Here is a 25,516-nt window from a genome sequence, read left to right as displayed (position 1 = left end):
GGCAGCCCGGTCTTGTTGTTCCAACAAAGAGGGACTGCCGTTAGCGCAAGCGGTAGCGACGCAGGAGCGTCACCCGGAGGGTCAACGGTCAAAATCCAATATTCCGCAACTATTTAGGGTTGCTATAATAGCGTTTTGAAAAATCGACTGTGCGAAAGTTGTGTTTTTCTTGATTTCGTTTTGTTCTTCACGACGAAATACTGTAGATGCCTATTATATGTCTTCTCAAACAGTCAAAAGTCTCTCTGTCTCTTGACCTTGGATCTGATAAATGTCATTTTATCTGGCTTTCGTTAATATGGGGTGACGCTATTACTTAATCAATCGTTCCATCCCGCTTGCTTTAATCTCTTCTAAAATCTATACAAAGCTTAGTGTCAGGAATATCTTACTGCTTAAAAGCGAAATTTGCCTGTTAGGCTTCAATACATAACTCAACACTATAACAGCCAATTTGTTCTTATCGAAAAAAATTTACAATTTAATTGCACCTCTTGGCAGGACAGCTTTAGACAATCCACCTTAGCTGTTAAACATATTAATTATTTCAAAAATCGGGATGACAGGATTTGAACCTGCGGCATCCTGCTCCCAAAGCAGGCGCGCTACCAAGCTGCGCTACATCCCGTTTACACTTATCTGCTTTTTGTGGTTTGGTTTTATCCCATCAAAGCGATCGCGCTTTACTAAAAGCATTAAGGTAACTATATCACATCAGACCGCTTATGCCTAATCTTTTTTATCCTTTGCCAAAGACAAGATAGATTACATTTTTTTACTGATAAAGATTTTTTGCCGACTTAGTTTTACAAGATATAATACTTGCGCCTTCGTCGGCATAAAAAAAGCAAAACCACATCAAAATAATAGATTTTCGCTATTTTACCTGATTTTCTTGTGTAAATCGGGTTTGATTTTGATTAAGGGCTAGTGAGGATACCAGAACATGCCTTTAATGCCTTCCGGATCAGCCATAAACCCCATAGTTCGGTAGAAATCTACAACATGGGGATCAGCAAAGAGAGTGACATTACTAATTTCTTCACTCCTAAGTTTTTTGAGAACGTATTTCATCAGTGCCTTGCCCAGTCCTTGACTTTGAAAGTCTGGGTGAACCACGACATCCCAAATAGTTGCATTAAACGCGTGATCTGAGGTAGCACGGGCAAAACCAATGAGCCGCTTTTGGTTTCCTCTCACCTGCCACATTGAGGCGACGAGAAAACTATGCTCAATAGCTTTTTTCACTTTTCTTAGAGGACGACGCGACCAACCAACTGCATCACAGAGTTCTTCTAGCTCATAAAGGTCAATGTCTCGCTCCGTACTGAAGACGATGCGAGTTTCCTTTGAAGAAGCTTCGCTCAGGCTGCTGGAGTTGGAGTTGCCCGCAGCATCGGCTCTATATTCTTCAAAGGGGTTTGTCCTACTAGGCGCTACAGATTCAGGAGTACTAAACCAAGTTTTCCAAAAACCCATGCCAACGTGGTTCGGGTAGTATAACTGAATTGGTTTCCACTCTCAGGAGCGTTGATTCACGTCTAACATAGCTACCCCATTTACTACCTTTTACACTCAAATTTTTTCGGTTGTTTTCGGGATTTGCAATGGTAAGAGCCAGTTAGGGCGTGTTTCACACCAATCATTTTCAACTTTAGCATTTTGTTGTAGAGGCTAGGAGAAATTCACCAAAAGGGTAAGGATATAAATACAGCAGTTTTCTTTTGCATGAAGTACGAAACTGCGGGTTTTGAGGCAGGAGGTAGGAAGCAGGGGGCAGGAGGTCTGAATATCTGATGCGTAAGCCTTGTATTTTGTACCTCGCTAAAAAAGCAAACTGCTGTAATTCAAAATTAAAAATAGAAAAACCTAATCCTGGCAATTGCTCGTATAGAGCTTAAATGCAGGTTAGCTTAGGAGTGAATTGCATACAAGAAATTGAGTATTTGAGAAAATTCTTCCCCAGTCCCCAGTCCCTAACATTTAGCCCCTAGTCCCCAAGTGATGAAAGCAAGCGAGTCTTACCCTTAACAATGGCTTCTGGTTTAAAATCTTCGACACTGGAACTCCTAAAACGCTTTAACCGAGCGTTTCCTCAGTTTTATGAGCAATTCGTCAGCAGTGAGATTCAACTGCAAAATTTGCGGCTAGCCTACCGTCTCTATAAAACTAGACGCGCTGTTATTGAACTGAAACCTGAAGGTAGCAAAAGTGCCCTGCATTTTGCTTACCGTAACCAGTCTTTTCTTCTCAGCGATATTTTTGGTGTACTAGCAGCTTATGGGTTGACTATTCACGGTCTGAGTCTATACGGTCAGATCCGTCCGCCAATGTTAGTTTTTATTAAACTGTTGGTATCTCGTGGTAGTAAAGCCTTAACCGAGAAAACCGCAGAAAATGTCTGTCGTGCTATTCGTGAAGCTTTAGGAGGTCGGTTTGAGGTAGAAGAGATGCTGGCAGTAGAATTTAATCTTGATACTGGCTTAGAGCAGGTACAAACTGAGTTCTATGTCGATCCCGTCTTTCATCTCCCTGCTCTAATGATTGAAGCCGATAATCAACCAGGATTATTCTACAAAGTGATGTACGCCATCTGGCAGGAAGACCTGCTGGTAGTCAATGCAAATTTACTGGTTTGGCGCGGACGTACACGGCTAATTCTCTACTTGTTGGGGCCGAATGAAAGTCTTATTCCTGAATATCTGGGTCACAAAATTGCTGAAGGGGTGCGACAGAGGTTGCTGGATAAATGAAAAAGTTAGGAGTTAGGAGTTATGAGTTAGGAGTTAAAAATTAACAACTCCTAACTCCTGTACAGATGCAATTAATCGCGTCTCTACTCCTAAATTTTAACTCTTCGCACTCCGTATTTAGTCGCACCCGCCCTTAAGGTTACGATATAAGTATGGCAACTATCGAAATCTTGGGCGTTCCACACGCATACGAGCTAACGGCTCCCACTTCCTGCCCCGATGCTTTAGTATTTATCCACGGTTGGCTCAATAGCCGTGGATATTGGCAACCTGTGATTTCCCGCCTATCAGATGATTTGCAGTGCCTTTCCTATGATTTGCGGGGTTTTGGTGAATCCCAGTCTCAGGTAAAAACCGATTTTAGTCGGGCAGAAACGTCTTTGAGCCTAACGCCCGTCTCCAGTAGTGCGCTTGGCTCAACAATCGATTCTCTTTATACTCCTGTTGCCTATGCTCAGGATTTAGCAATTCTCCTGAAACAGCTGAATATTAAGAGTGCTTGGCTCATAGGTCACTCTTTGGGAGGTACGATCGCTCTTTGGGGAGCAGATCAAATACCTGAGTGTGTTAAGGGAGTAATCTGTATCAACGCTGGCGGTGGTATTTACCTCAAAGAAGCCTTTGAGCAGTTTCGCTCGGCGGGTCAGAAATTTTTGCAAGTCCGCCCGCGCTGGCTATCCCAAGTACCTTTGATTGATTTGCTGTTTACCAGAGCCAGTGTCGCTCGTCCTTTGGGGCGCCATTGGGCACGTCAACGGGTAATAGATTTTGTTGTGGCTGACCCAGAAGCAGCTCTGGGAAGTCTGTTAGACTCTACAACCGAAGAAGAAATCAATCGTTTACCTGAACTAGTATCCCAGTTGAAGCAGCCAGTTTATTTTTTGGCTGGTGCCGAAGATAAAGTTATGGAACCTAAGTATGTGCGCCATTTAGCTAGCTTTCACAGACTGTTCCAATATTGTGGTGACAATGTTCTGGAAATTCCTGATTGCGGACACCTGGCTATGTTGGAACAGCCTGATGCAGTGGCTGATCACATCCGAGCAATTGTCAATAGTTATAGGGCATAGGGCATTGGGCATTGGGCATTGGGCATTGGGCATTGGATCAAACGGAAAGTTCTTCTCTTCTGACAAATGACAAATGACTACTCAATAGGTTGATACAACTTCATCACCTGGGTAAGGGCTAACCTAGACTCAACGCCCAGTGTGAGGGGGGATGTATGACCACGAGATAGATGTTCGGCGGCGGCACAGCCGATCATGGCGGCGTTATCGGTACAGAATTTTAGAGGTGGGAATAGGACACGTAGGTTATGTTCAACGGCGGCGGCTTGGAGGTTTTTTCTCAAGCCGCTATTGGCTGCTACACCGCCACCAATTGCAATTGTGTCTAAACCATAGTCTAGGGCACAGGCGATCGCTCTTTTAGTTAGCGATCGCGCGACGGTTTCCTGAAAGCTAGCTGCTACATCTGCCACTGGTACTTGTCCACCATCTTTCTCTAACTGCTGCACTAAACGCAATACAGCCGTTTTTAATCCACTAAAACTTGCATCATAACGATGAAATCCCCCACCAGGTAAAGAAACTTTTCCTTCTGGTAGAGCAAAGGCTTGGGGATTTCCCTGTTGTGCTAACTTGTCAATTATTGGGCCACCCGGATAACCCAACTTTAATAATCGCGCCACTTTATCAAAGGCTTCACCCGCAGCATCATCACGAGTTTGTCCTAGCGTTTCGTAAATACCACAATCTTTGACAGAAATCAAGCTTGTATGTCCGCCAGAAACTAATAAACTCAAGAAAGGGGGATTTAAGCTTGGTTCGCTCAAATAAGTTGCGTAAATGTGGCCTTCGAGGTGATGAACTCCCAAAAATGGTTTGTTGTGTACCATTGCCAGGGTTTTGGCAGCAGTTAACCCCACCAGCAGCGCTCCTACGAGTCCAGGGGCAGAAGTGACGGCAATTGCGTCAATTTTCTCCCAGTCTAGTTGGGCTTGCTCTAAGACTTGAGCGATCACAACATTTATCGTTTCCAAGTGTTCACGAGACGCTACTTCTGGTACTACCCCGCCATACTGCTGATGGACTGGAATTTGCGAGGCTACAATACTGCTGCAAACTTTACGATTGTTAACAATTGCGACTGCTGTTTCATCACAACTGGTTTCTATTGCTAAAACGGTTGCCATTGAGGGTGCTGAGTGCTGAGTTTTGATTAGTAGAGACAAAATCTTGCTTCTTTACTACCCTACAACAACAATTCTTATACTCAGGAATCGTTACTTACCACTTAGCACTCTATAAAGACTTGGTTGAGAAGCTTTAACTTTTATTTACTTAAACTTTACTCGGTTCCCACCCAAGAGTATGATGACTTCCTAGTTATGCAAATAAACAACTGTACAAGCCGCTTCGTTTTGTACATAAAACTTTTTGTTTTGTAGTAAAAGGAAACAACTCTATGCGACGATTGTTTGCTTTGATTTTAGCGATTTGTCTTTGGTTCAATTTTGCCTCCCCAGCAAAAGCTTTAGGGGCTAATTTGACACCGTGCAAGGATAATCCCGCTTTTCAACAGCTAGCTGCTAATGCCCGTAATACCACCGCCGATCCCGAATCTGGGAGAAAGCGGTTTGAGCGTTATTCTCAGGAGCTGTGTGGCCCTGAGGGTTACCCTCACTTGATTGTTGATGGCCGTCTAGATCATGCTGGTGACTTTTTGATCCCCAGCATTCTGTTTCTATATATTGCTGGTTGGATTGGCTGGGTAGGTCGTGCCTATCTGCAAGCGGTCAAAAAGGAATCTGACACTGAACAAAAAGAAATCCAAATCGATGTTGGTTTGGCACTACCCATAATATTGTCAGGCTTTACTTGGCCAGTAGCAGCACTCCAAGAGTTTCTGTCTGGAAAACTAACAGCCAAGGATACTGAAATCCCCATTTCCCCACGCTAAATCAGCTTAACTAATTGTTTTGGAGACTAAATTCATGGCAGACAATAACAACCAATCATCCTATTTGGTTAAGTTTATTTCTACAGCGCCAGTGGCAGCTACGATCTGGCTGTTCATCACAGCAGGTATCTTGATTGAATTCAACCGCTTTTTCCCCGATCTACTTTTCCACCCACTGCCATAAGTGGAGAATTGGATTTAGGACAGTTGAATGAATGTCTTATTTTTTGCCTAATATTATGTAGTTGATGTATTCTGCCTAAATAGCCAGAATTATCACCAAAATACGCAGCAAAAATAGTTTTTTGAAACTCGCGATCCTGTTTACAGATCGCGAGTTTCACTGTTTTATTTCACAGTCTTAAAAGAAGCTAAATTAATTTTTCTAAACTTATTAAGCAAAAGCCATCTTTAGCTACAATTATTATTAATATAAAAATGCCACCATTTTAATTTAGAGGCAAAGATAAAACTATGGCACAAGCAGTAGATGCATCAAAAAATCTCCCCAGCGATCCCAGAAATCGGGAAGTTGTTTTTCCCGCATTCCGCGATCCGCAGAAGGGTAATCTAGAAACCCCAATTAATGCTTCTCCCTTGACCAAGTGGTTCATTAATAACTTGCCAGCTTATCGCCCAGGACTCGCTCCTGCTAGACGCGGTTTAGAAGTTGGCATGGCTCATGGTTACTGGATATTTGGCCCCTTTGCCAAATTGGGCCCACTGCGGGATACAGCTAATGCGAACTTAGCTGGGTTATTAGCAGCCTTGGGCTTGATTGTTCTTTTTACGGTGGGACTATCCCTCTATGCGAATAGCAATCCTCCGAAAGCACTTGCTAGTGTTACTGTACCCAACCCTCCAGTAGATGCTTTTAATTCTAAAGAAAGCTGGAACAACTTCGCCAGTTCTTTCTTAATTGGTGGTATTGGTGGTGCAGTAGTTGCTTACTTTTTGACTAGCAATCTGGGAGTAATTCAAGGTTTATTTGGTTAATTTAGAAATCAGAAGTTAGGAGTTAGGAGTTAGGAGTTTAAATTCATAACTCCTGTACAGACGCGATTAATCGCGTCTCTCCTAACTTATTTAAACAAAACCGTTTCAATGTCATTTAAAGCAGTTTCAAAATCGTCATTAACGATTTGAATATCAAATTCATCGGCGGCTTCAATTTCTTCTTGGGCGCGGACTAGACGACGGGCGATCGCTTCTTCAGAATCTTGGGCGCGATCGCGTATCCGTTTTTCTAATTCATCAAAAGAAGGCGGTAAAATAAAAATGCTCAAGGCACTGGGGAAGGAAGCACGAATTTGCCTTGCTCCTTTTAGCTCAATTTCTAGCACCACCAACTTGCCAAAATGAATTTGGTTAAGTACAGCTTCACGGGGAGTACCATAATAGTTCCCAGCAAATTCTGCCCATTCCAAAAATTCACCTTCAGTAAGTAATTGTTCAAACTTACTGCGGCTGATAAAGTAATAATCTTTGCCATCGATTTCTCCTGGACGAGGAGAACGAGTCGTCACGGATACAGAATAATAAAGTTCTGGATGACGCTTTAGGAGCGATCGCATTAAAGTGCCTTTACCGACCCCACTGGGGCCAGTTAAGACAATCAACCTGCCTAAATTTAAGCGTTCTTCGGTAGTAGCAATACTCTGGATCGGTAAAACTGGCATCATCCCCTCAATCTGTGAATCAATCAATAGATATTATTCATTAGTTTTATGTTCCTGGCCAAGTCCACTAGTAACGCTTTGCGTAATTCGTAATTCGTAATTCGTAAAGGTTTTAGACATTTCAAGCGGGTGGCTTATTTACGCCGCACTGTACTAGTGACTAAAGAATTTGTAGCAAGGGTGACATAAAACTTGTCTAATTCACATGGTACTACCGATACGATGCAAATAAAAGTGAGATTGTTAATCCATACTTAATCAATTATCTACAGTTTGATGCTCGCGGGAAATTACAAAGCGATTCGCTACCGTTTCCGGCTGAATCGCCGACAGAATTACGTGGCTGGAATCGGTGATAATTACAGCCCTAGTCCGACGGCCGTAAGTTGCATCAACCAGTTGACCCCTGTCCCGTGCATCGGTAATAATCCGCTTAATCGGGGCAGACTCTGGACTGACAATGGCAACTACTCGATTGGCAGACACGATGTTACCAAAACCAATATTAATTAACTGAATCTCCATAAAAAACTGACGCCAAACGCGGTTTGAGAAGCTTGAAGTAAACTTATTTACATGTTATCGCCAAAAAACAGGAGTAACAACGATTAAATTCAAGCCAGCCTTCGTTTTTAAATAATGTCTGCTTTTTTTTCGCTATTTATTAACTATTTTCCCTCAAAATCTTCCCATAGATACAGGCGCAATTACACTGATACAAGTTAGTTGGATGATGTACATTTATTTCGTTTGAAATAAGTATCTAATTCGGAAATTGATGGAGAGAAAAATCGATTGGAATTGCCTGGCTCTAAATGCGCTAGCTCAGTACAATGTCAATGCTGCTCAATTGGTATTTTTAGGCCATAGCGAAAATGTGACGTTTCGCGTTGACACTCGGAATAATCAAAATTTTGCTACATCTGGAGAATATGATGAGCAAGCGTTATTTCTTTTCCGTATCCATTATCCAATCGCTGAGTTGGGCGATCGCATCTGGCAACAAGATGCCGTCATTGAGTCAGAACTCATGTGGTTAAATGCGTTGTATCAAGATACCGATTTGGTTGTGCCATATCCCGTACAGAACCTCAGTGGCAGTTTTATTACCTCTGTAAGAATTGATGACATCAGCGAAACACTCAACTGTATACTACTAAAGTGGGTCGATGGTTCCCCTCTCGATACTGAACCTACACCGATGCAGGCTAGGCGAGTCGGAGAACTTATGGCTCAGTTACACCAGCACACCAGCTTTTGGCAATTGCCTTCAGGCTTCACTCGACCAAAATATGATTGGGAGCAACTACACGCCTCACTAATGAAGCTGCGATCGCTAATAGATGATGGTACGATATCTGTGACTAATTTCGCTGTGCTTGAGAGTGTGGTTCAGCGAATTAGTAATGTGATGACAGCACTAGAAAAAACACCCACTAATTGGGGTCTGATTTACGCAGACCTAAATGAAAAGAATTACATCTTTTATACAGGTAAAGCACAGCCCATCGACTTTTCCTGTTGTGGCTTCGGCTACTACCTTTATGACATTGCTCATACACTGCTGCATCTGTTTCCCGAAAACCGAAAACCGTAAATCGTTCATCAGTGGCTATCAAAGCCTGCGTCAACTGCCCGATGAGTATCAAAGTATCTTGGAGGCGTTCTTTCTTGGAGCAATGGTAAACAATTTTGCTTTTTTAGCGCCGCAGCCAAATGAACACGATTATTTATTAGAAACTGTACCCTACGTTAGTGAAAGCTTCTGTAGCAAATATCTTAAAGGCGAGGCATTTTTGTTCGAGTTATAGCTGTTCTACTTTGATATTAACGGTTTAATTTTGTCTCCCAGATTTACAGCACGTATCCGTCGTACACTTCCAGCTTGACAATCGCGTAACCAAGTTTTAACTCCTTGGGCAACAGTGCCATTACTACTATCGCGTGGCGGAGATAGTGGCTGCTGTCCTGAATAGGAACCAATTTGAGAAAACATCATTACTAAACGCCAACCAATTTTAGTTTTAGTCAACAATAGCCAGTGGAATTCCTGCAATTCTACCGCTTTCTTTCCTATATACTGCCGCTCTAAGGTAGTAAAGAAAACTTGCTCAACTCCTGATGCAGAACTTTTAGAAGCGTCTGCACTATATTCTTCAAGGTTAAGGGGCAAAGGAATAAACTCAGGTCTTCCTGCCACCAGCATATAACTGTAAACATCACTGCTTCTTCTGAGGCGGCGGGCGCGTTGACTAGCGCGATTAGTATAACTAGGTAAATCTTGCAGTAACTGTATAGTTAATGTTTCTAAATTTTGCTCAGAACAGAAAGACTTAACCCCACCGTTGACATTTTCCTTTTCTGCGATCGCAGAGGGTTTAGGGGTGAGGTTTATCGATAACGCTGGTAAAGCTTGGCTATTTGATATTAAAACCCAGAAGCCACAAGCTAAAAGCCAACTAGAATTTTTCTTTTTAAGCGAAGAGTAAAGATTTATCTCCCCTACACCCTGCACCCTATCACCCGGCTTCTTACTGACTTTTAGCTTCATGCCACCGTGGTTAACTCCTCAGAAATCCTCTTCCAGGCTAACTCTGGCTCAGTAGCAGTAGTAATGGGACGCCCAATCACCAGATAATCTGCACCAGCAATAATTGCTTGTGCTGGAGTGAGCGATCGCTTTTGATCGCCAATATCAGCCCAAGTTGGCCTAACCCCAGGACAAACTAGTAAAAAGTCATCTCCACAAGTTTGTCGTAGCTGTGCCGCCTCTTGGGGCGAACAGACTGCCCCATCCAATCCCGCCTCTTGAGCCAGCAGGGCCATTTCTAGAGCATATTCTGGTAACTCTAGGGGTATTTTTAAATCAAACGCCAGTTGTCTAGCAGAAATACTCGTTAGTAAAGTAATGGCAATTAATTTAGGCGGTTTTACACCTGCTTGGGCTGCCCCTTCTTGTGCCGCTTCCGTTGCAGCTTTCAGAGCTTTTGTACCACATGCTGCGTGAATTGTCAACAAATCTACCCCGTAACGAGCTGCACTACGACTTGCACCAGCGACTGTGTTCGGGATATCGTGAAATTTTAAATCTAGGAAGATGCGCTTTTGTTTGGACTTTAGCACTTCTAGAATTTTCGGGCCAGTGCTGGTAAACAACTCTAAGCCAACTTTCCACCAAACCACTTGCGGGAGTTGATCTATAAGAGCGATCGCACTTTGTTCATCCGGCACATCCAAAGGCACAATAATTCGTTGTGCCTGTTCACTATTCCCCATTCCCTACTCCCCACTCCCCATTTAAGGCACTAAACGCACAAACTTATTTTTCCCAACTTGTAAAACCTTACCTTGTAACTGGGCGGGTTCAGCAAAAGTAGTATCAACATCGGTAATGCGATCGCCATCTAAGCGCACTCCACCTTCTTGAATTTTTCGCTTTCCTTCTCCTGTACTTTTGCATAAGCCAGTGACATTGAGAATATACGCTAACTTAGCGGGATGCGATATCTCAGCTAAAGAGAATTCTAGAACTGCACCTTCCTTTCCGCCACTTTGGGCAGCTTCTTTAGCCTCTTGAGCTGCTTGTTCGCCGTGGTACTGTTTGACAACTTCCCATGCTAAAAGTGTCTGGCGATCGCGGGGATTTTCTGGCAGATTATCCAAAGGTAAATCTGTCAGCAGTTCAAAATACTGTTCTAGCAGATGATCGGGAACTCCTTGTAACTTCTGATATTTTTGCCCTGGATGTTCCGACAACCCAATATAATTACCCAAAGACTTGGACATTTTTTGCACCCCATCCGTGCCAATCAAAATTGGCAGCAGCATCCCAAACTGTGGCTTTTGACCAAAATGGCGTTGCAAATCTCTGCCCACAGCAATGTTAAATTTCTGATCAGTCCCTCCCAATTCCACATCTGCCTCAACGGCAACGGAATCAAAACCTTGCATTAACGGGTACAGGAACTCATGGATAAAAATTGGATTCTCTTTTTTATAGCGATCGGCAAATCCTTCCTTAGCTAACATCTGCCCCACCGTCATCGTGGAGAGTAACTCCAAAATTTTCTCTAAGTTTAGCCCAGAGAGCCATTCGGAGTTATAGCGCACCTCTAACCTTCCTGGTGTGTCAAAATCCAAGATAGGACGTACTTGGTCAAGATAAGTCTGAGCATTTTGGGCTACATCTGCTTCTGTAAGCTGACGACGCACTTCAGATTTACCTGTCGGATCGCCGATACGTGCGGTAAAATCGCCAATAATCAGAACTGCTATATGTCCTGCATCTTGAAACGCTCGCAGTTTCCGTACTGGTATGCTATGACCAAGATGAATATCAGTACCTGTAGGGTCAATGCCCAATTTAATCCTCAAAGGTTGGTTTGTAGTTACCAAGCGCTTTTCTAGAGTTTCACTGTTAACATCAGTTGGTTGTGGGAAAACTTCTACCACACCACGACGCAGCCAAGCAAAATCTTGCGTCATACTAGAAAATCCACTGTTAGCTATGTTTTGTACACCAGAAGTTAAGTTGGTTATAAACACTTGCAATTTATCCGCTTTCTCATCTGCCAAACTACTATAATTGCAAAAAATTAACCGCCTTGCTTCGTCCAATCAATTACAGTTAAATTTACAAGTGAGGAAGTGAAATCGCCGTGTCGTCTTCTAGGACTTTTGAAGATAAACAGCCACAACGTCGGGCTTCATCAGGTTTTGAGTTTTTGAAAGGAGTCGGTCAGGTAACTGGCGGTACTCTCCTCTCAATGACCATGTTGGCAAGTTCCATTGTAGCCGGAGGACTGGTTGGTTTAGCCATTAGTTTCCGCAATTTGCCAGATGTGAGACAGCTACGTAACTTCTTTCCCTCAGAAACAACTTACATCTATGACGTTAAGGGTAAACTTTTAACGAGTATCCACGGGGAAGCCAACCGGGAAGTCGTGCCCCTGGATAGAATTTCCCCGAATTTAAAACGAGCAGTATTAGCAAGTGAAGATAGCCACTTCTACGATCACCACGGTATTAACCCTACTGGTGTTGGTCGGGCTATAGTAGTTAACGCTGTAGCAGGTGGAGTTAAAGAGGGTGGCTCTACTGTTACTATGCAATTGGTAAAAAACCTATTTTTGTCTCAAAAGCGTGCCTTTACCCGCAAGTTAGCCGAGGCGGTGCTGGCAATCAGGTTAGAGCAAATTCTTACCAAAGACCAAATTTTAGAAATGTACCTCAATCAAGTTTATTGGGGTCATAACAATTATGGTGTACAAACGGCAGCCCGCAGTTACTTTAATAAGTCAGCAGAATATTTAAGCTTGGGTGAGTCAGCAATGATGGCGGGTTTGATCCAAGCACCAGAAGAATTCAGTCCGTTTGTGAGCATGAAGCTGGCAAAACAAAAACAAAAAGAAGTGCTAGGACGGATGCTGGAGTTGAACTGGATCAACCAGTCAGAGTACGACAATGCCCTCAAACAAGAAATCAAACTTGGTAAAATCAAATCTTTTCAAGGTAGTGCCCTACCTTATGTAACCAATACTGTAGCGCAGGAGTTGGCTAAAAAGTTTGGGCGTGAGACACTACTTAAAGGCGGGATGCGGGTACAAACTACAGTTGATGCCAACTTCCAAATGATGGCAGAGGAAACCGTCAGTAAGTGGCATAAAACACTTCTGGAGCAAGGATTATCTAAAAATCAAATGGCCCTGGTATCAATAGATCCGCGCACGCATTTTATCAAAGCATTGGTAGGCGGTATAGATCCTAAGACCAGTGAATTCAATCGTGCAACTCAATCTCAACGCCAGCCCGGATCTTCTTTTAAACCGTTTGTATATTATACTGCTTTTGCTACTGGTAAATATGGGCCAGACACAACGGTAGTAGATGCTCCAGTTAGTTATCGAGATGGTAACGGTTGGTACTTTCCCAGAAATTATGATAATAGTTTTAGGGGAGCGATGCCAATCCGCACAGCTTTAGCCCAATCGCGCAACATTCCCGTGATCAAGATTGGTAAGGCTGTGGGAATGAATAGAGTCATAGAAACCTGCCGTACCTTGGGGATTATGAGTCCAATGGAACCTGTGTCTTCCTTGCCACTTGGTGCAATTGGTGTTACACCTTTGGAAATGGCTAGTGCTTATGCTACCTTTGCTAATTATGGTTGGCAATCTCCACCAACTGTAATTGCCCGTGTCACCGATAGTAGTGGTAACGTGTTGCTAGACAATACCCCTAAACCACAGCAAGTTCTCGATCCTTGGGCTTCAGCAGCAATTATCGATGTGATGCGATCGGTAATTTCTGAAGGTACAGGTAAAGGTGCTGCTATCGGTCGCCCAGCCGCAGGTAAGACGGGAACAACATCATCAGAAAAAGATATTTGGTTTGTTGGCACTGTACCGCAATTAACAACTGCTGTTTGGGTGGGGAGAGACGACAACAGACAATTAGCTGACCATGCAACAGGTGGTGTTATGGTTGCTCCCATCTGGAAAGATTTTATGGAGAAGGCACTGAAGAACACACCAGTAGAAAACTTTAAGCCACCTTCCCAGTTTCCTCGGCCCAAGTCAAATTAAAGTTAGGAGTGATAAGTTATGAGTTATGAGTTTATTGAGAACTCCTAGCTCTTAACTACTAACTTTTTTTAGGCTTGTTTTTCTAGCTCGGCTTTCATCCGTTCTAAAGTGAGGTGCATTTGGTCAAACATTTGTTGTGGGGTGACACCGAACTGACCTAATTGTGTTTTCAGTTGTTCTACTGTCATTTGTGCCATGAAATCTTCTGATAGCTCGAAGCGCTTCATAAAGATGCGATACCGATCCATCATGGCTTCCATTTGCTCAATAAATAGCTTTTTGCCATCGCGGTCAAATTTGCCGTAGTTATTACCAAGCTTGATTAGTGCTTGATAATCCTCAAACAGCTGTTTTGCTTCTTGCTGAATTATCTCAGAATCGAAGAATCCCATATTGCTTATATTAAACTGAGTGTCCAGACTCAGCAGCTTAATAGTTTTACTTCTATTATTATTTTAGTCTAGGAGAGTAATCTAGTAACGAAGCTTCGGTTTTAGTACGGTTTGTTACCGAAATTTCAACACTTGACTTGAGAACTTTCTTTTGAGTAAACCGACTTAATAAAGCCGCAATACTCATAGCTGTAGCCATTGATTTCAGATTGGTGTTTTTACCAGATTGAATTTTCACTTCGGGAGCGTATTTCAAAGCTAGTGAATTTTGCGGGTTCAGCTTTAATGCTTGATGGATGTAAACCCTGGCCATCTCGATAAATTCCTGTTTGAGATGTACCAAACCTAATAAGGCATAATAGTCGCTGTTATTTGGCTCTAATTTGATGGCATCGCGCAATTTTTGCAGGGCTAGGGGCCACTTGGCTAGCTTGACGTACTCAATAGTTCGCTGGTAGTGACGTTGAGCGTAGTTTGTCACAACTGATTTGACATCAGTTTTTTCAGTTAATGTCAATTCAACTGGCTTAACTTCTACCTCAGAGAGGATGCTAACAGGTTTTTGTGTTAATTGTAGGTCTGGTTTATGTAACCGTAAGTATACTAAATTCAGTGTACTAATTTGTTGCGTCACCTGATAAAACTGATCTAATGATTTGTATTGATCTTCTGCATAGCAGGCGATCGCTTCTTCGTAAAATAATTCTGCTTGGGGTGTAGACATTTCTATAATTTTCTCAGCTATGGCACTTTGAGAAGACAAAGGCTTCTGCTCAGAAGCTGCTACATCCCGATCGCAGCTTCGCTAAAGTGTGATAGCGTTTAAAAATCTGGCGATCGTCAGCAATTACAGAAATTCCTAGCACAGCGTAAGGATCACAAAGCTGTTCAAGCCATTTTGGCGGTAGGAAGGTCTATGACATAGTAGTAATAAAACTGTTAAAAATTTAAAATTAGCATCAAAGCTCAATGCACGGTCATGTGAAACTTACTCAAATTTCTGCAAATACTAAATTATGTCTGGGAGTTCTCATCTAAAGGTCTAAAGGGCAACGCAGAGTAGTTGACTGTCTAATTATCGGAACTATGGTATTGGTATATTTATTAAAAATATGTTGACTAAGCGCAAAAGTCGAAGTGTTGCAGCTGTTTTAGCTTTTTCCGGCACGCTGACAATTTCAGGATTACATAAATTCTATCTGGGACAGCCATTTTGGGGTCTTTTGTATTTTTTGCTTTCATGGACGCCGATCCCCAGAGTAGCTAGTGCCATTGAGGGAGTTTGGTATTTAGCTCAAGATGAAGAAGTTTTTGATCGTAATTTTAATCTAGGCAAGTCAGCAACAAGAAACTCACAAAAGGCGAGTAATCAGGTAGGAGCGATCGCTGAGGCAATGCGGGAATTAGATGCTCTGCGCCAGGATGGACTGATTTCAGAGTATGAATTTGAACAAAAGCGCCGCCAATTGCTAGACCAGATTTCTTAAGTTAAGCGACAACATGAACAACTGGCTACCTTTGAACCCCAGGCTACAAAAACTTCGGGCCAAGCTCCTCAACGATCCCTACTATCGCTTACAATCTGGGGAAGAAATTCAGCTAGCGGCTAAATTAGGTATCCGCATTGATGCTAATCAAGCCACTGTAGATGATTGGTTACGCTTACCAGGTTTATCAATTCACCAAGCGCGATCGCTTGTAGAACTTTCGCGTTCGGGTGTTAAATTTTACTGTATTGAAGATATCGCTGCGGCTTTGGCTGTACCAGCGCCCCGGTTAGAGCCATTAAAACCTCTGCTGAATTTTATTTATTATGACCACGAATCTTTAGAAAGTCCGGCCCATTTAGTCAATCCAAATACAGCAACAGTTGAAAATTTAGCCCAAATTCCATTTATAGATTTGTCTCTAGCGCAAGCAGTGATTCAAAATCGACAATTAGCTGGGCCTTACCGTAACCTGGCTGATTTCCAACGGCGGTTGGAGTTAACTGGTGATGCGATCGCTCAACTGATGTATTATTTAAGGTTTTAAGTTAGAAGTTTTAAAATAACTCCTAACTCCGCCAATTTTAGATTTTGAGTCACACCTTTGATGCCTTTACTGTGCAACTTGGATTTTCGATTAAAGGAAAAATCTAAAATCTAAAATCTAAAATTGATTAAATGAACCCAATGCGATCGAGAGGCCAAAAGCGAAACGCTGCTCGACCGATGACATTTTCTCTGGGTAAAAAGCCCCAATAACGAGAGTCATTACTATCGTTGCGGTTATCTCCCATGACAAAAAACTCATTTTCTGGAACTTTCACTGGTCGATATGGCTGATTTGGGGGTTCAGCGATGTAGTCTTCTGTCAAAGGTTGACCATTGAGATAGACTTTGCCAGAAACAACACTAACTACCTCACCAGGCTGGCCAATAACCCGTTTGATGAAAGCTTGGTCTTTGAGATATCCTCGACGTTGTAGTTCTGCGGGTGGCTGAAAAACAATAATATCCCCAGTTATGGGAGGGTGAAAATGGTAGGATATTTTTTCAACTACCAAGCGATCGCCTGTATGTAAAGTAGGCAGCATCGAATCAGAAGGTATATAGCGGGGTTCGGCGATAAAAGTCCTGATAAAAAATGCCAAACACAATGCGATCGCAATTAAAATTAGATTTTCTTGCCAACTACGCCATACTTTTAACGACGCACGCTCTTCTTTTGCATCACTTTCGTGAGGAATCATAAAAGTTTCTAGCCAGTTTAAGAAGTGGAACAAATACCTTGATTATTTTGACTCAAAAGGTATACTAATAAACATGATGGATTCCGCATAAATCCATACTAAATATTAAATAATACAATTATCGCATCTACCAAAGACAAGCAAAACTACTGTAAATCAACTATGACCTGTTTAAGGCAATATAAGCTGATGATTAAGATTTTTAGATAGATAATTAAAAATCTTAATTCTAATTGCTGCAATTATAAGGCAAGTTATGAGATGATTTTCAATTTTGCTTCCTACTGCTAAAAAAGCAGTTACCGATTGGTAGAGCGATACAGCCAGTCGGTTTTTTCTTTGAGCAGAAAATTGATCGTTGAGTGGCAAATACAGTTTAGGGACTTCCAACAAATAAATTACCAATCTTGTGGGGTGGGCGTCTCGCCCGTAGCCTAAGGCAGGCTTTTCAGCCCACCCCACAACAAATAGTAAAGTATTTTTTATTTGAAAGTTTCTTAACGAATGCTTTACTTAAATATAGTAATCCGATTTGATTGGGTGAAAAAATCTAAGTATATATAGTGACGTCGCACAGCTAAATTAGTGCAATAAATTTTGTCGCTTGGGTCGTTCGCGTTAGCGTCGCGCAGCGAAGCATGAGATGCAACACTCCGATGAATGTTGGGTTTTGCATTTCATAATTTTATCTGTATTACGCAATTACGTGTATTTCAAAAATTTTACATATTCTGAATTTTACGTCAACTAATTCTACTGGGCTTTAATTTTAGTATATATGTATACTAAAAAATACTGCTTTAACAGTTGGGCTATTAAGATTTGAAAAAATTGCGTAATTTTACTGTGACAGTATATACTAGATTGTACTATTAATAATATATAAATCTCCCTTACTATCAAGAAGAAAATTAACAGACAAAAAGCTACTAGTAATTTAGGCTTAAGTATCAGCATCAAAAACAGAGTTAAGCTGCTGATAGAATCATTTATACTGAATGATTTAAAAGCATCTAAATTAACGAATAAATGCCCCTTGGCAATGAGAAACTATATTTAATCGATTTTCGTCTGTCTATTTCATAGAAAGTTCAAGGCAACATTCTAAAAGTTAAAAATTTAACTTTTTCTTAAAAAGGAAGGAATGGTAGCAGGCAGTAAGATATATCTTATCAAGAATAGAGCTAATAGTTTATTAGACTCTTTTCTGAAAAATACCCCGCCCCTTGTAAGTAGTTTTGTATATTAATTAAATAATTTACTCAGCTACAACTTATATAGCTTTCCTGTCAAAAAGTATTGCTATAAAAACTTCAGCCCACAAAAAATGCTAATTGTATGCGTGATAGTTGAGCTAAATCTTATTTGCAAAACTATAAAACTTAACAAGATAATGCTGCCTTAGTGGTGAAGTGAAAGACAGAAACTAATTCAGAACTGTGATGAAGAAGATTTTGGGGTGTCATTAATTATTCGATTGCGCTCCTTCCTTGTTAGAGCTAGGGGTAAGAATATCGCTTTTAATAAATGGATTGATATTAAACAGTATCAAGTATTGTATAAGCGATCGCCCAAATCTAGAGCATCTATATTTCAGTTAAAGCTATATAGTCTGTCTTCTCGATTTTGAATTGTCGTTATTCCCAATTTCAATTTTCAGGATTACCAGAAAGCAAATGGTATCTAAGATATCTAAAAAAAGTGTGCTATAACGTACCGTCATAACGTGGTTGATGGTTCGATATTTGAAGGAGCTATGGGGTGGAAAACAATAAGTCGTTTTTGTGGCCAGAAGGAATATTAATTGCACTGCTTGCCTTATGTGGTGTTTTTAGCCTTGCTTTTATGATGCTTCTAAGGCCAAATCCTTCGGAGGCTCAGAGTAGACAAAGTATAAATGTCAAGGATGTAACTGCAAACGTAGGAACTCAGCAGCGCATTGAAAAATTAAAGGCGGCGATGCTTACAAGTTGGCAGCAAGAAGCACAAGTAAAGGGGCTATCCTACGCTATACCATCACGTTTTCAAGGGGCAATAATTAGCACTGCAAAACTCACTCAGGGGGAGAAAGTAATTGCTCTTACCTTTGATGATGGCCCTTGGCCCAAGAGCACAGAACAAGTGCTAAATATTCTGAAATCAAATAATATCAAAGGGACGTTTTTTGTCATTGGGCAGAATCTAAAAAATTATCCAGAATTAGGAAGGCAGATTGTAGCTCAAGGTCACGTCATTGCCAACCATACTTGGCATCACTGGTATCACTTCATGAATCTACAAGCTGCTGCTTTTGAAATAGATCGCACAGAAGACCTTATTTATCAAGTTACAGGTGCTAAAACAAATCTCTTCCGACCGCCTGGTGGCATCCTGCACAATGGATTAGCTGCTTATGCCAAAGGCCAAAAATATGTTGTGGTGATGTGGTCAGCTGACTCCACAGATTACAAGTTGCCAGCTGTACCAAAGTTGATTAATAATGTGATTAGAGATTCAAAACCTGGTGGTATTGTCCTAATGCATGATGGTGGCGGTAACCGTTCCAGAACTGTGCAAGCTTTACCAGAAATTATTAACAATTTTAGAAAGCAAGGCTATCGCTTTGTTACTATTCCAGAGCTTTTACAAATGGAAGATGCAGACCAAAAGTTGATTGCTAAGAAAAAGTAATAATTATTAATTATAGGTAATTAGTTAATAGTAATTGGCTAAATACTAAAATTATTTTTTGGTTAAAATGGCTGTTTTTGCATTCGGTTAGAGAGTGATAATTAAGGGCACTATAGCAGTGAGCTAAAAACTTTTTATCCAAACAACGATTGCCCAAATCAAATATTGATAAAGTTTTGGTAGGACTGACTGTAATCTGTGACTGTCCAACGAATGCTTTTGGCATCTATGGCCAGTCTCTGTCCTGGCATTGGTAAAATAAAACTGATACTCATCAATTATTAAATAAGTCGCTGAATAGCTGAAAATTTACTGTTTTCAGCACTCGTCAAAATGAAGAACCTGATGGAAAGCTGATTGTCTCATCTAGGTTTAACAGTTCATTAAGCGCAAGTCTTTTGTATTTTGGTAAAATCTGACAATTGTTGATGGCTCCAATACTCAATCATTGCTCTTAGCAATATCAGCAATAATACTAACCAGAATTCATGTCTTCGTCCCTAGATTTACTGATAGTGTGGTACTTACTGCGATTGTTTGACAAGATTCACACTTTTTAGTTATCCATTTTTCTCCACCTCTACAAATCATTATTATTTTTTTCTTGTTGTATGAAATATCCTTGCCTAATAGCAACTGAGCTATCCCTTAACCATTCTTAAACAATTATGCTTATACCTCAAGGGAAATACCCTTGAGGTATTTTACTTATTCGAGGTACGAGAACCTTGTTTTATCAAAAGGCAGGCTTTCCGGCCTGCCTTACAAGATTGGATAATTTATTTGTTGGAAGTCTCTTAATGACTGCTTACTAAACTGAACTCAGTTGTTTTTTTTTGCGGATCAGCTTCGGGAGTATCAGCTTCAGAAGGTGGTACTAACTGCCAGAATTTCGGTAAAAATTCTTGCCAGTTTTGCAGAATTTTCTTCGCCTTTGGTGAACCAGTGCGTTCCGCATGAGTTTTGATTAATTCTTGCAGTTGTTTTGCACCTGCTTCTGTAATCAGCCGTTGGATTTTGACAATTTCCGGGTTAACTAACTCACGAAATGAGTCGTTTTCATCTAAGAAGTACGCCAGTCCACCAGTCATTCCAGCTGCTACGTTACGTCCTACTTTGCCGAGGACGACAATCACACCACCAGTCATGTATTCACAGCAGTGATCCCCAGCGCCTTCAATCACTGCTATGGCTTTAGAATTTCTTACAGCAAAGCGCTCTCCTGCTAAACCATTGGCAAATAACATGCCACCAGTAGCACCATAGAGGCATGTATTGCCAACTATCACGTTTTGTGATGCGTTATAGGTAGCATCAGTTGAAGGTTTGATGATGATTTCACCACCATGCATTCCTTTACCTACGTAGTCGTTTGCCTCTCCTGTCAGAGTTAAAATTATACCAGGAAGGTTGAAGGCACCAAAGCTTTGCCCAACGCTACCTGTGAAGTTGAGATTAATTTGTCCTTCAAAGTCGCTGTCACCGTATTGAGAAGCGATCGCTCCTGCTAATCTTGTGCCTACTGTTCTGTCAGTATTGACAATAGGATAAGTCTTGGTAACAGTGGACTGATCCCTAATGGCAGCCTGAATGTCGGGATCGGCAAGCATCTTGTCATCTAAAACCACGCCGTTGCTATGGACTTCTTCATGCAGTAACCAATCACGATTGTCTCTGGTATCTGGTAGCTTCAGTAAACAGTCCAGGTTCAGCGATCGCGTTTTGGTGAGTTTTGCCTCTGGGCGCAGTTTCAACAAATCTGCACGTCCAATGATTTCTGACAAAGAACGGTAGCCTAGTCGTGCTAACAAACTACGCACTTCTTCAGCGATGAAGTAGAAGAAGTTGACAACCTGTTCCGGTATTCCGCTAAACCGCTTGCGGAGTTCTTCTTTTTGAGTAGCAACACCTACAGGGCAGGTATTCATGTGGCAAACTCGCGCCATGATACAACCTTCAGCAATCATGGCGATGGAACCGAAACCGAATTCTTCACCGCCCATCAATGCACCTATTACCACATCCCAGCCACTCTTGAGTCCGCCATCTACGCGCAAAATGACGCGATCGCGCAGGCTATTTTCCATTAAGACGCGATGCACTTCACTTAAACCCAGTTCCCACGGTGAACCAGCATGTTTAATCGAACTTAGTGGCGATGCACCTGTACCACCATCATGTCCAGAAATCTGGATAATATCAGCGTTTGCTTTGGCTACACCAGCTGCGATCGTGCCAATGCCAACTTCTGCAACTAGCTTCACTGACACCTTGGCTTTGGGATTAATTTGGTGCAGATCAAAAATCAGTTGCGCTAAGTCTTCAATAGAATAGATATCGTGGTGCGGTGGTGGTGAAATCAGCGTGACACCTGGCTTCGAGCGCCTTAACATCGCAATGTATTGGCTTACTTTGGGCCCTGGTAGCTGTCCACCTTCCCCAGGTTTAGCACCTTGGGCAATTTTGATTTCAATTTGTTTGGCATTGACTAAGTACGCTGGCGTGACACCAAAGCGTCCCGATGCAACTTGCTTGATGGCACTATAGGCTTTATCACCATTCCGCAATCCTTTTAAATGAGGTAGGGTTGGCGAGTGACCAGACTCGTCTACATCATCTAAAACTGTATAGCGCACTGGATCTTCGCCGCCTTCTCCAGAGTTAGATTTACCGCCAATGCGATTCATGGCGATCGCTAAAGTTTCATGAGCTTCTCTTGACAAAGCGCCTAAAGACATGCCGCCGGTGCAGAAACGCTTGACAATTTCAGTTACCGACTCTACTTCTTCTAGAGGAACCGACGGGCGATCGCCTTGGAAGTCTAGCAAGTCGCGCAAGGCAGTTACTGGCCTACCTTGAAGATGCTTTTTGTAAACTTCGTAGTGGTCGTAGTTTTTGCCATCTAAAGCCTTATGCAGCGCCTTAACCATTTCTGGGCTATTCATGTGGTACTCGCCGCCAGGACGGTACTGCACAAAGCCCAGGTTTTGTAACTTATTGGCCGTCACTTCTGGGAAAGCTTTGCTGTGGAAGGAAAGCACTTCATCAGCGAGTTCGCTAACACTCAAACCACCGATCCGGGAAGTCGTACCCCGGAATCCCAGTTCGATTAAATCTCCACCGATGCCAATAGCTTCAAAGATTTGGGCTGCTTGATAGCTGGAGAGCAGAGAAATTCCCATCTTGGAGAGAATTTTGAGCAAACCTGACTCAACTGCTTTGCAATAGTTTCCTAAAGCTTGTTCTAGGGTGAGGGTAGGAATTTTTTGCACACCCATTAACTTTTGAGTTTTGGGATCAGACCACCAATTACGCACCGTATCCAAAGCCATATACGGACAAACTGCACCAGCACCATAGCCAATCAGACAAGCAAAGTGATGGGTACTCCAGCATTGAGCAGTATTGACAATTAGGGATGTTTTCATTCGCAACCCTTCCCGAATTAGGTGATGATGTACAGCACCCACTGCTAACAGGGGAGGAATGTATGTATATTCTGGGCTGATACGGTCATTTACCTTATCGCTTAAGATTAAAATCCTTGCACCTGCGCGGACTGATTCAGCTGCTTGTGCTTGTAAAGATTGGACTGCGGCCTTTAATCCTTCAGGGCCGGTAGCGATCGCAAATAAGGTTGACAACTCAGCTGTGGCAAATCCCGACAGCTTAATCGCCTCTAACTCACCATCCGTTAACACTGGCGACTCAAGTTTCAATCTCCGAGCATATTCTGGCTTGGGTTCTAATAAGTTACCCCGTTCACCCAGTTCGACTTTCAAAGACATCACTAGCTTTTCCCGCAGGGGATCAATCGCTGGGTTCGTCACCTGAGCAAAACGCTGTTTGAAATAGTCATACAGCAGGTGAGGTTTTGTTGACAGCACTGCTAAAGGAATATCATCCCCCATGCAGAAAGTTGGCTCTGAACCTGCGATCGCCATTGGATGAATCACCATTTCTACATCTTCTGTGGTGTAGCCAAAGGCAGTTTGCATCTGAAGCAATGTTTGCTTGTCAATTTTGTCAGTTGTATTATGCCCGTTACCATTCTCAGCAGCCAGATGTCCATTTCCATTCACATCTAACGACTGACTACTGACAATTAGTTTGAGTTCTTGACGGTACTGTTGCAGCCATTCTCCATAAGGGTGCTGCTTGGCAATACGCTGCTTAATCTCCCAATTCTTCAGGACTTCATGATTTACTAAATCCACAGCAATCATTTGTCCTGGGCCGAGCCTACCTTTCTCGACAATATCGGCTTCTGGGAAGTCTACTACACCAGCTTCCGAAGCTACAACAATGTAGTCATCCTTAGTGATCAAGTAGCGAGCTGGTCTTAAGCCATTACGATCTAGTGTTGCACCAACTTTTTTGCCATCACTAAATACTAAAAGTGCTGGCCCGTCCCATGCTTCTTGCAGGCCACTGTAATATTCGTAGAAATCAACAATTTCAGGATAGTCAGCTAAAGAAGGCTGATTTTGGTAAGCCTCTGGAACCATAATCATTAAAGCTTCCAAAGGGCTGCGTCCAGAACACACGAGCAATTCCAGCACATTGTCTAGGGTAGCTGAGTCGCTGTTATCAATATGAACTAATGGCTTGAGTTCCTTGATGCGAGTCTCCTGCAAAGAGGCTGCGCCAACGCTCCATACAGGATGATTCAGGGTAGCTTCTCGTGCCATCATCCAGTTGATGTTACCCAACAAAGTATTGATTTCGCCGTTGTGACCCAAAAGCCGCATTGGTTGAGCTAGGGGCCACTTGGGCATTGTGTTGGTACTAAAGCGGCGGTGATAGACAGCAAAGGCGCTTTTGTAAGCTGGATTCTTTAAATCGTCATAAAAGCTGCCCAATACAGCAGAACGCACCATGCCTTTATAGACAATTGTGCGGCTTGACAACGAACAGATATAAAATTCTTCTGAGATGTTGGTTGCAACTTTACTAATTCGGCGGCGGGTAATATACAACTGTCGTTCTAATTCATCGCCGCTTTTGTCAACAGAAGCTAACAAAATTTGTTCAATTTGAGGTTGATTTTCTCTTGCTTGTACCCCAAGTAGATCAGGTTGCACTGGCACAACTCGCCAACCCAGTACAGTGAATTTTTCTTCAGCAGCTACTTGCTCAACTGCCGCCCTAGCTTTTTGTGCTGCTTCCTGGTCTTGTGGTAGAAAGATCATCCCAACAGCTATATTATTGATGGATGGAAATTCCTTTCCACTTTCGGCAAACTCTTGTTGGAACAACTCCCAAGGGATAGCTGTCAATACCCCAGCACCATCACCAGAATCTTGATCGGCGCTACAACCTCCCCGATGTTCTAAGCAGGTTAAAGCAGCTAAGGCTTTTTCGACAATTTCGTGGCTGGTATGATTTTGGCGATGAGCAATAAAACCCACACCACAGGCATCTCGTTCCTCTACTAACCACTTTTGCCCCTGATAGGTATCTCTTGAGTTGATATTCGCTGTGATTTGTTGGTCTTGATTCATCGGTTTATTATTCATACCCTGTTCCTGAAGTATTGAGTTACCAATTTTGCCACTACGTTATGGGAAAAGTTTCTAAATTCAGCGATGGAAAAATATACAAGCACCGAAATTTAGGGAAAAAAAATTTTAACTTCGGTTTTACTTTGTTAGTTCACCCGTGTTAAAATTTTTGCGTATTTTTTATGTATTTATGTGCTATTAGACAACTTACCTCAGCCAAGACATCATTTTTGCCC

General features: G+C 42.2%; 22 protein-coding genes and 1 tRNA gene. 11 read left to right on the top strand and 12 right to left on the bottom strand.

Going from position 1 to position 25,516, the window contains the following annotated elements; all coding sequences use genetic code 11:
• Positions 1-554: 554 nt before the first annotated feature.
• Together V7K25_RS02845 and V7K25_RS02840 are read right to left on the bottom strand one after the other, a co-directional pair.
• A tRNA-Pro gene (locus V7K25_RS02845) sits at positions 555-628 on the bottom strand.
• A gap of 299 nt (positions 629-927) precedes the next feature.
• Entirely contained in the window at positions 928-1,479 is a 552-nt protein-coding gene (locus V7K25_RS02840; protein WP_100899858.1) for a GNAT family N-acetyltransferase, read from the bottom strand.
• Between the two features lie 554 nt (positions 1,480-2,033).
• Between V7K25_RS02840 and V7K25_RS02835 the strand changes: the two genes are divergently transcribed.
• Positions 2,034-2,753 (top strand): hypothetical protein, encoded by a 720-nt coding sequence (locus V7K25_RS02835; protein ID WP_100899857.1) that lies wholly within the window; start codon positions 2,034-2,036, stop codon positions 2,751-2,753.
• Positions 2,754-2,905: 152 nt separating this feature from the next.
• The gene (locus V7K25_RS02830; protein WP_335154857.1) at positions 2,906-3,823 is read left to right on the top strand and encodes an alpha/beta fold hydrolase; all 918 of its coding nucleotides are present in this window, start codon (positions 2,906-2,908) and stop codon (positions 3,821-3,823) included.
• Positions 3,824-3,900: 77 nt separating this feature from the next.
• Here the strand turns inward: V7K25_RS02830 and tsaD are convergent, their stop codons facing one another.
• The gene (tsaD, locus tag V7K25_RS02825; protein WP_335154855.1) at positions 3,901-4,950 is read right to left on the bottom strand and encodes a tRNA (adenosine(37)-N6)-threonylcarbamoyltransferase complex transferase subunit TsaD; all 1,050 of its coding nucleotides are present in this window, start codon (positions 4,948-4,950) and stop codon (positions 3,901-3,903) included.
• A gap of 272 nt (positions 4,951-5,222) precedes the next feature.
• On the opposite strand from tsaD, the gene V7K25_RS02820 reads away from it, so the two are divergent.
• From V7K25_RS02820 to V7K25_RS02810, 3 genes are all read left to right on the top strand, one after another.
• Positions 5,223-5,717, top strand: coding sequence for a Photosystem I reaction center subunit III (locus V7K25_RS02820; RefSeq protein ID WP_335154853.1), 495 nt, complete (start codon positions 5,223-5,225; stop codon positions 5,715-5,717).
• Positions 5,718-5,751: 34 nt separating this feature from the next.
• Positions 5,752-5,901: a photosystem I reaction center subunit IX gene (gene psaJ / locus V7K25_RS02815; protein ID WP_323201929.1), complete on the top strand. Its 150-nt coding sequence runs from the start codon at positions 5,752-5,754 to the stop codon at positions 5,899-5,901.
• Positions 5,902-6,191: 290 nt separating this feature from the next.
• Positions 6,192-6,713 carry a photosystem I reaction center protein subunit XI gene (locus V7K25_RS02810; protein ID WP_335154850.1) on the top strand — a complete coding sequence of 174 codons (522 nt, stop codon included), beginning with the start codon at positions 6,192-6,194 and terminating at the stop codon, positions 6,711-6,713.
• Positions 6,714-6,799: 86 nt separating this feature from the next.
• Here the strand turns inward: V7K25_RS02810 and gmk are convergent, their stop codons facing one another.
• Positions 6,800-7,399 carry a guanylate kinase gene (gene gmk, locus V7K25_RS02805; RefSeq protein WP_335154960.1) on the bottom strand — a complete coding sequence of 200 codons (600 nt, stop codon included), beginning with the start codon at positions 7,397-7,399 and terminating at the stop codon, positions 6,800-6,802.
• Between the two features lie 255 nt (positions 7,400-7,654).
• Positions 7,655-7,921 carry an extracellular matrix/biofilm regulator RemA gene (gene remA / locus V7K25_RS02800; RefSeq protein ID WP_109011161.1) on the bottom strand — a complete coding sequence of 89 codons (267 nt, stop codon included), beginning with the start codon at positions 7,919-7,921 and terminating at the stop codon, positions 7,655-7,657.
• Positions 7,922-8,174: 253 nt separating this feature from the next.
• Between remA and V7K25_RS02795 the strand changes: the two genes are divergently transcribed.
• Together V7K25_RS02795 and V7K25_RS02790 are read left to right on the top strand one after the other, a co-directional pair.
• Entirely contained in the window at positions 8,175-8,993 is an 819-nt protein-coding gene (locus V7K25_RS02795) for a phosphotransferase enzyme family protein (RefSeq protein WP_335154848.1), read from the top strand.
• Positions 8,941-9,207, top strand: a complete 267-nt coding sequence (locus V7K25_RS02790) for a hypothetical protein (protein WP_335154968.1) — start codon at positions 8,941-8,943, stop codon at positions 9,205-9,207. Before V7K25_RS02795 ends, V7K25_RS02790 begins: the two co-directional genes overlap by 53 nt.
• A gap of 5 nt (positions 9,208-9,212) precedes the next feature.
• Here the strand turns inward: V7K25_RS02790 and V7K25_RS02785 are convergent, their stop codons facing one another.
• Genes V7K25_RS02785 through tyrS form a run of 3 tightly spaced genes read right to left on the bottom strand, consistent with a single transcriptional unit; the run spans position 9,213 to position 11,881 of the window.
• The gene (locus V7K25_RS02785; protein ID WP_335154846.1) at positions 9,213-9,947 is read right to left on the bottom strand and encodes a hypothetical protein; all 735 of its coding nucleotides are present in this window, start codon (positions 9,945-9,947) and stop codon (positions 9,213-9,215) included.
• Positions 9,944-10,672: an orotidine-5'-phosphate decarboxylase gene (gene pyrF, locus V7K25_RS02780; protein WP_335154844.1), complete on the bottom strand. Its 729-nt coding sequence runs from the start codon at positions 10,670-10,672 to the stop codon at positions 9,944-9,946. The genes V7K25_RS02785 and pyrF overlap by 4 nt, the downstream gene beginning before the upstream one ends.
• 21 nt (positions 10,673-10,693) lie before the next feature.
• Positions 10,694-11,881: a tyrosine--tRNA ligase gene (gene tyrS / locus V7K25_RS02775; protein WP_335154958.1), complete on the bottom strand. Its 1,188-nt coding sequence runs from the start codon at positions 11,879-11,881 to the stop codon at positions 10,694-10,696.
• Positions 11,882-12,054: 173 nt separating this feature from the next.
• On the opposite strand from tyrS, the gene V7K25_RS02770 reads away from it, so the two are divergent.
• Positions 12,055-13,980: a transglycosylase domain-containing protein gene (locus V7K25_RS02770; RefSeq protein ID WP_335154842.1), complete on the top strand. Its 1,926-nt coding sequence runs from the start codon at positions 12,055-12,057 to the stop codon at positions 13,978-13,980.
• Positions 13,981-14,048: 68 nt separating this feature from the next.
• Here the strand turns inward: V7K25_RS02770 and V7K25_RS02765 are convergent, their stop codons facing one another.
• On the bottom strand, positions 14,049-14,372 hold the full coding sequence (locus tag V7K25_RS02765; RefSeq protein ID WP_109011164.1) for a DUF1825 family protein: 324 nt from the start codon (positions 14,370-14,372) through the stop codon (positions 14,049-14,051).
• 58 nt (positions 14,373-14,430) lie between these two features.
• Positions 14,431-15,135, bottom strand: coding sequence for a tetratricopeptide repeat protein (locus V7K25_RS02760; protein WP_335154840.1), 705 nt, complete (start codon positions 15,133-15,135; stop codon positions 14,431-14,433).
• Between the two features lie 349 nt (positions 15,136-15,484).
• Between V7K25_RS02760 and V7K25_RS02755 the strand changes: the two genes are divergently transcribed.
• Both V7K25_RS02755 and V7K25_RS02750 read left to right on the top strand, forming a co-directional pair.
• On the top strand, positions 15,485-15,859 hold the full coding sequence (locus V7K25_RS02755; protein WP_335154838.1) for an NINE protein: 375 nt from the start codon (positions 15,485-15,487) through the stop codon (positions 15,857-15,859).
• Positions 15,860-15,872: 13 nt separating this feature from the next.
• Positions 15,873-16,406, top strand: coding sequence for a ComEA family DNA-binding protein (locus tag V7K25_RS02750; protein ID WP_335154836.1), 534 nt, complete (start codon positions 15,873-15,875; stop codon positions 16,404-16,406).
• A 127-nt stretch (positions 16,407-16,533) separates the two neighbouring features.
• Here V7K25_RS02750 and lepB read toward each other — a convergent pair whose 3' ends face one another.
• Positions 16,534-17,106, bottom strand: coding sequence for a signal peptidase I (gene lepB / locus V7K25_RS02745; protein ID WP_335154956.1), 573 nt, complete (start codon positions 17,104-17,106; stop codon positions 16,534-16,536).
• 1,761 nt (positions 17,107-18,867) lie between these two features.
• On the opposite strand from lepB, the gene V7K25_RS02740 reads away from it, so the two are divergent.
• Positions 18,868-19,776, top strand: coding sequence for a polysaccharide deacetylase family protein (locus V7K25_RS02740; RefSeq protein WP_335154834.1), 909 nt, complete (start codon positions 18,868-18,870; stop codon positions 19,774-19,776).
• A gap of 797 nt (positions 19,777-20,573) precedes the next feature.
• Here the strand turns inward: V7K25_RS02740 and gltB are convergent.
• On the bottom strand, positions 20,574-25,295 hold the full coding sequence (gene gltB / locus V7K25_RS02735; RefSeq protein WP_335154832.1) for a glutamate synthase large subunit: 4,722 nt from the start codon (positions 25,293-25,295) through the stop codon (positions 20,574-20,576).
• Positions 25,296-25,516: the final 221 nt, after the last annotated feature.

The sequence above is a fragment of the Nostoc sp. genome (assembly GCF_036919495.1).
Lineage (GTDB): Bacteria > Cyanobacteriota > Cyanobacteriia > Cyanobacteriales > Nostocaceae > Nostoc.
The sequence above is the reverse complement of the archived record's forward strand: the minus strand, read 5'-3'. Positions and strand labels throughout refer to the sequence as shown.